The 6,032-nt window shown below is 42.4% G+C and carries 5 protein-coding genes and 1 pseudogene; 4 read left to right on the forward strand and 2 right to left on the reverse strand.

What is annotated here, in order from left to right; genetic code table 11:
• Nucleotides 1-119: pseudogene (locus VB775_RS26680) on the forward strand (IS30 family transposase); the annotation flags it as partial.
• Between the two features lie 209 nt (nucleotides 120-328).
• Here VB775_RS26680 and VB775_RS26130 read toward each other — a convergent pair.
• Nucleotides 329-697 carry a hypothetical protein gene (locus VB775_RS26130; protein ID WP_281008582.1) on the reverse strand — a complete coding sequence of 123 codons (369 nt, stop codon included), beginning with the start codon at nucleotides 695-697 and terminating at the stop codon, nucleotides 329-331.
• Nucleotides 698-848: 151 nt separating this feature from the next.
• Here VB775_RS26130 and VB775_RS26135 point away from each other — a divergent pair, with 151 nt between their 5' ends.
• The 3 genes from VB775_RS26135 (at nucleotide 849) to VB775_RS26145 (ending at nucleotide 5,079) form a co-directional block, all read left to right on the forward strand.
• Nucleotides 849-3,860, forward strand: a complete 3,012-nt coding sequence (locus tag VB775_RS26135) for an AAA family ATPase (RefSeq protein WP_281008583.1) — start codon at nucleotides 849-851, stop codon at nucleotides 3,858-3,860.
• 62 nt (nucleotides 3,861-3,922) lie between these two features.
• Nucleotides 3,923-4,807 (forward strand): Rpn family recombination-promoting nuclease/putative transposase, encoded by an 885-nt coding sequence (locus tag VB775_RS26140; protein WP_281008584.1) that lies wholly within the window; start codon nucleotides 3,923-3,925, stop codon nucleotides 4,805-4,807.
• A gap of 71 nt (nucleotides 4,808-4,878) precedes the next feature.
• On the forward strand, nucleotides 4,879-5,079 hold the full coding sequence (locus VB775_RS26145; RefSeq protein WP_281008585.1) for a hypothetical protein: 201 nt from the start codon (nucleotides 4,879-4,881) through the stop codon (nucleotides 5,077-5,079).
• 194 nt (nucleotides 5,080-5,273) lie between these two features.
• On the opposite strand, the gene VB775_RS26150 is transcribed toward VB775_RS26145, so the two are convergent.
• Nucleotides 5,274-5,909, reverse strand: coding sequence for a formylglycine-generating enzyme family protein (locus VB775_RS26150; protein WP_281009380.1), 636 nt, complete (start codon nucleotides 5,907-5,909; stop codon nucleotides 5,274-5,276).
• Between the last annotated feature and the right edge of the window lie 123 nt (nucleotides 5,910-6,032).

Consider the following 6,032-nt stretch of genomic DNA (forward strand, 5'->3'; position numbering starts at 1 on the left):
AAGAGGACTTTCAGAAGGCAGTGAATTTGATCAATTACAGACCCAGAAAATCACTTGACTATCGTACTCCTTACGAAGTATTCTTTGCTTCATCAGAACCCGTTGCATTTCATCCTTGAATTGGCGACTTTTAATGTTTTTATGGCTCATCTGATCGTCAATAGCTGTAAACATGTTCTCAGAGTCCCCCCCTCTTAAACAGGTTGATTGCATTTACTCATTCTTAGATGAATTTAGCTTTTAGTCAAGAGCCTGAGCAGCAATTCTCATTATGAAAACGATTTTTATAGTGGGAATTGCTGCTCAGGCTCTTGACTATCTATACAAATCAATTATTGACTTTAGAAAATATACTTCTGCTTGGCTGTGCGATGGTGTTACCAAATACTGGTGTAGGATCTAAGCCTGTAATTAAACGAAAATGTGTAGGGGAGATATGCGCGGGAATTAGATGATCTTCCCAATATTTTAATAGTTCATGCGATCGCTTAAGAAACATCACACCACGCATCATCGGCGTAAATCGCCAACTCTCGATTAAAACTTCCACAAGCGCTAATTCAATTTGAGGCGGCGCATAGGCTTGTAATAAATCTTCTAAATATTCATCAAAATCTTCATCGTCATTGCCATCTAACTGATAGCTATCGACGATGTACTTTACTCTTTGGCGACTAATTTCTTCCCATACTTCCATGACGCTCTCAGCTTTTGTTGGTTATACCGCGCCTATTAAGAGCTAAACTCTTGTTAGACAATACATTATTATGATAATTAAATAATAATTAGTATAACTCAATCAGAAACTTTCTGACATACCAATCTGATATGCCAAATTACAAGACATTATGATCCCTCAGAAATTACGATTAAAAAATTTCTTGAGCTATCAACAATTAGCCTTAGATTTTAGCGGGCTACATGTTGCTTGTATTTGTGGCGCAAATGGGGCGGGAAAGTCTTCGTTATTAGAAGCGATTTCTTGGGCGATTTGGGGTGTAAGTCGTGTGGCAAGCCAAGATGATGTAATTCATGTGGGTTCCAAAGAAGCACAGGTGGACTTCACTTTTATCGCAGGTGGTGAAGTCTATCGGATCATCAGGACGCGATCGCGCAATAGTTCAACTTCTTTGGAATTTCAGGTGCAGAGTGAAGGAAAATTTAAATCCTTGACTGAGCGAAAGGTGCAATCGACGCAGCAGACAATCATTTCGCACCTGAAAATGGATTACGAAACCTTCGTTAATTCGGCATATTTGCGTCAAGGTCGCGCCGATGAATTTATGCTGAAGCGTCCTAGCGATCGCAAGCAGATTTTGGCGGATATGCTGTCGCTGTCACAGTATGACGAGTTGGCGGAACGAGCCAAAGATATTGCGCGAACTAGCAAAGGTGAATCGGCAGTTTTAGAGAATATGCTGGTACACCTGCGGGAACAAATTCAAGATGGAGAAAAGATCGCACCGCAGTTAGAACTTTTGCGATCGCAATTAGTCGAGTTGCAAGCATGGGAAAGTCGCGATCGCGCCCGATTGCAAATAGTGGAAGATTTGCAGAAACAATACCAAAACCTTTCACAGCAGTTAATTTGGCAACAACAACAACAAACTGCAATTACTAGCAATCTGTCTCAAATCGATAGACAACTCTCTAGTCAACGCCGACAATTACAGCAATTAGAGTTATGTATAGCAACGCGATCGCAGATTTTGCAAAACTATGAGCGCTATCAATTGCTATCCACACAGGAATCAGAATTAGAGCGTAAGTTTCAGAAATACCAACATCTTTGCGATCGGCGTGGCGAATTTAGCCATAAACTCGCGAGTTTGCAAAGTGAACTTAAGGGACAGTTAAGGCATTATCAAGCGCAATTAGAGTCTCTAGTTCAGCAGGAAAGTGACTTAAAAGGGATTCTCAGTCGTGCTACCGAGATCGAAGCGGCGATCGCTGAATTACACAAAGCAAGGGCGATATTACAAGAATTTGATCGCCTCCATGCTCAATCCACACCGCTAGTGCATCGTCATCAGGTTCTTAAGCATCAACTAGAACGGGAGCAGACAAAACTTGCGGCAAAACTAGATGAATTAGTTTCTAAACGCGAACAGTTATATTTACAAGTCAAAAATCACGATCAATTACTGATCAATGCGAAGGAGCTAGATCGGCAAATTGTTTTATTACAAAATAAGCAAGTCTATCAACAGCGTGTCCATGAAAAAGGGTTAGAACGTCGTGATTTTTTGGAACGCTTAAAAACCAGACTAGCTGATAGTGAGGCTGCCTTTAATAAATTGGAAGCAAAAATGCGTCAGTTAACTGTGCCAAACGCGCCTTGTCCCCTCTGCGATCGCCCTCTTGATGAAGCGCATTGGCAATTAGTGCAGAAAAAGCATAAACAGGAGTCTCGCGATCTGCAAGCAGATATCTGGGTGGTGAAGGAACAGCAAGCGGCTTCCAACTGTGAAATTGAAGTGTTGCGAGAAGAGTATCGCGTTTTAAAAAAGGAACTCGCACCGTTAAATGATTTGATTCAACGTAAGGGGACTTTGCAGGAGCAACTGAAGGCGATCGCGGAAGCACAGCAAAGACTAGTCCTCATTGATGCGGAGATTGTGGATTTAGGCGATCGCCTCCAAACTCAAAACTACATGCGTGACGCATGGGAGGAAATGGAACTGATCGATAAGAATATTCATAAATTCGCCTACGATGAAAAAAATCATGCCTTAGCTCGTGGTGATGTCGAGCGCTGGCGCTGGGCTGAAATCAAGCAATCAGAATTAAAGAATGCTCAGCGTCAAGCCGATAACCTGTCCCAAAAAATTCCTGATCTGCAAACCAAAATCAACCAATTGCAAGATCGTCTCACCAAAAATCTCATTGATTTAGAAGTACAGCATGAACTCGAACAATGCGATCGCGCCCTTACCCAACTAGCCTACGAACCCGATCGCCATCAACAACTCCGCACCCAAAAACAAGAACTAACTCCGTCATTACTGCGCTACCAAGAACTCACTCGTGCCGAGCAGGAATATCCTGAACTTCAGCAACAGGTTGAGCATTTACAACAAACTCAAAGCGCCAATCAACAAGAGTTACAAAATATTACTACTCAAATTTCTCAACTACAGTCACAAATCCAAGCTGTACATGGCAATCATGTACAGGAAATTAACTCCTTGCGACAAAATTTACAAAATTGGCGATCGCAAATGGATGTACTCCTAGCCCAAATTGGTAGCCTTCAGCAAGCCCAACAACAGCTAGAGCTAAGTCGTCAACGCGAACAAGAAACCCTCACTCAAATCGAAGCAGCCCGTCAACGGCAACGTATTCACACCGAGCTTTATCAAGCTTTTGGCAAAAATGGCATTCAAGCTTTAATGCTGGAAAATGTTTTGCCACAAATTGAAGTAGAAGCCAATCAAATTCTCGCTCAACTAAGCGATCGCCAATTAAACGTAAGATTCATCACCCAAAAATCTGGCAAAAAAAGCGATCGCATCATCGAAACTCTCGACATTGAAATTGCCGATACTAAGGGAACTAGACCCTATGAAACCTATTCGGGCGGCGAAGCCTTTCGGATTAACTTTGCCGTGCGTCTGGCGCTCTCCCGTGTGCTTGCTCAGCGCAAAGGCAGTACTCTCCAAACCCTAATTATCGATGAAGGATTCGGCAGTCAAGACCCATTGGGATGCGATCGCCTTGTCAGTGCCATTAATGCGATCGCGCCCGATTTTGAGTGCATTCTCGTAATTACACATATGCCGCAAATGAAGGAAGCCTTTAACACATTGATTGAAGTATCGAAGGGAGAGGAAGGTTCCACTGTGCAGTTGGTTGGATAAAGCTCAAAGATGAGTGGCAACGCGAAGCGCCGCCTCTCATATTCTGATGATAAAATCAGTCAATGTTTGACAATATTTGCAAATTTCTTGCCGAAACCTATTCTACCGATATGGCTTCATGGCTGCTCGGTGAGCCAATTCCGCTTACTCAAGTCCAACCTCAAGAGTTAGCGGTGGAGCCAATTCGTGCTGATAGTTTGATTTTGCTGGAAACTGAAGGTCTGCTGCTGCATTTGGAGTTTCAGACCAAAGTTGACCCGCAAATTCCGTTTCGGATGTTGGACTATTGGGTACGCGGCAAAAGGCGTTTTCCTGATAAAAAGATCCGTCAATTTGTGATTTACCTAAAAGAAACAAGCTCAGATGTCGTTTTTCAGCAAGAGTTTCAAGACGACTCTACATATCACAGGTTTGAAGTAATCCGACTGTGGGAACAGCCTGTTACTAAATTTTTAGAATTTACGGGCATGTTGCCGTTTGCTATACTTGTGAATGAGGGTGACAAAGAGCAACTCTTGCAAGATATTGCTCAAAAAATTGATGAAATCCCTGAACAAAAAACACGTCAAATTGTCGGAGCCGCGACCTATGTGTTGGCTGGTCTAGTTTTAGATAAAAATATCATTAAGCAGATTTTGAGGAGAGATATCATGCGCGAATCCGTAACATATCAAGAAATTTTGGAAGAGGGTCGCCTAGAGGGCGAGGTTAAGGGTCGTAAGGAAGGTGAGGTTAAGGGTCGCAAGGAAGGTGAAATTAAAGGGCGTAAGCAAGGTTTGTTGACTATTATTTTGCGGTTGCTTACGCGTAAGTTTGGGAATTTGCCACCAAAGATGCATACAAGGATTGCAAGGTTACAGATTCCGCGTTTAGAGAGTCTTGCTGAGGCAATTTTGGATTTTGAGAGTGTTGCTGATTTGGAACTTTGGTTGAATAAGAAGAAATAGTTGCTTATTCGGCTAATAATGAATGTAGAGATTTAGATCCCCGACTTTTTTGGTAATGGATAGAGATAATTGTGGATGTTAAAGAAAAAGTCGGGGATCTGTTAGGTCGAGAATTGTTGAATAGTGTTCAAAAATCTTGTAGGGGTAAAGCATTCCCGCAGGAATTTATAAATTTTCAGATTCCCCCGATTTGGGAATGCTTTACCCTCAATCTCACAACGCAGGGACAATTTATCGGTGAAAGCGTGGAGGGTTTTGCATTTGCAATTTGAGTTTGTGGTGGGGAGTTTGGAGATTGTGGCGCAAATGCAAAACCCCTACAATTTTTGTTTTTTCTTGTCAATATTGCTTCTTCATTCCATTTCAAAAAAATTTGATCGCCTGACGGCGAATAGGGGGATAAAGAAGGGCTAAGAAAGAGAAGAAGTGCAAAGGGCTGAGGGCAAAAGAACAGAGAAGGGAGTCCTCACCGCAAAACGCACACAACCCGAAAACCGATGTTGCTGCTCTGAGAACGCGCAAAGTCGAGGTTGCGACACGCAGACCGACAACCCTGAGCATAGGCGAACCACGAACCACCGCGAAGCAGGCGAGAACGATTATCATTCTCTTTTACGATAGCTTTACCAGTTTTCCGAATCAGGTCGCTTTCACCACCATATTTTTCATAACTGTCCTGACACCATTCCCATACATTGCCGTGCATGTCATATAAACCCCAAGGATTCGGCTTCTTTTGTCCGACAGGATGAGTCTTTGCACCCGAATTATCCTCATACCAAGCATATTCACCTAACAATGAACCATTATCACCAAAGGAATAGGCTGTAGCCGTTCCTGCGCGACAGGCATATTCCCATTCTGCTTCACTAGGCAATCTAAATTCTCGTCCCGTTTTCTGTGATAGATTCTTACAAAATTCCTGCGTATCATTCCAAGATACCTGTTCCACAGGATTTAGTAAGTTGTCTTTAAAGTGAGAAGGATTATTTCCCATAATCTCTTGCCACTGAGCTTGTGTAACCGCATATTTGCCCATATAAAAAGCAGAAACATCGACATCTTTAATCTGCGGACGTTCATTATCGCGTCCTTCTTCTATACTTTAGACGGTCAGAACTTGAGCTTTGAGAAAATGGGATAATCGGCTAAAGAATTTAATACTGCCGCCAAAATTAATTCATGATTACAATCGAATTTTCAGAAGACGAGAAGAAAAAACTAC

The organism is Pseudanabaena sp. CCNP1317 (assembly GCF_034931345.1).
Lineage (GTDB): Bacteria > Cyanobacteriota > Cyanobacteriia > Pseudanabaenales > Pseudanabaenaceae > Pseudanabaena > Pseudanabaena galeata.

Excerpts from the sequence above, each read along its gene's own strand:
- VB775_RS26135 (WP_281008583.1), top strand. The coding sequence starts at position 849 with ATGATCCCTCAGAAATTACGATTAAAAAATTTCTTGAGCTATCAACAA.
- VB775_RS26130 (WP_281008582.1), bottom strand. The coding sequence starts at position 697 with ATGGAAGTATGGGAAGAAATTAGTCGCCAAAGAGTAAAGTACATCGTC.
- VB775_RS26140 (WP_281008584.1), top strand. The coding sequence starts at position 3,923 with ATGTTTGACAATATTTGCAAATTTCTTGCCGAAACCTATTCTACCGAT.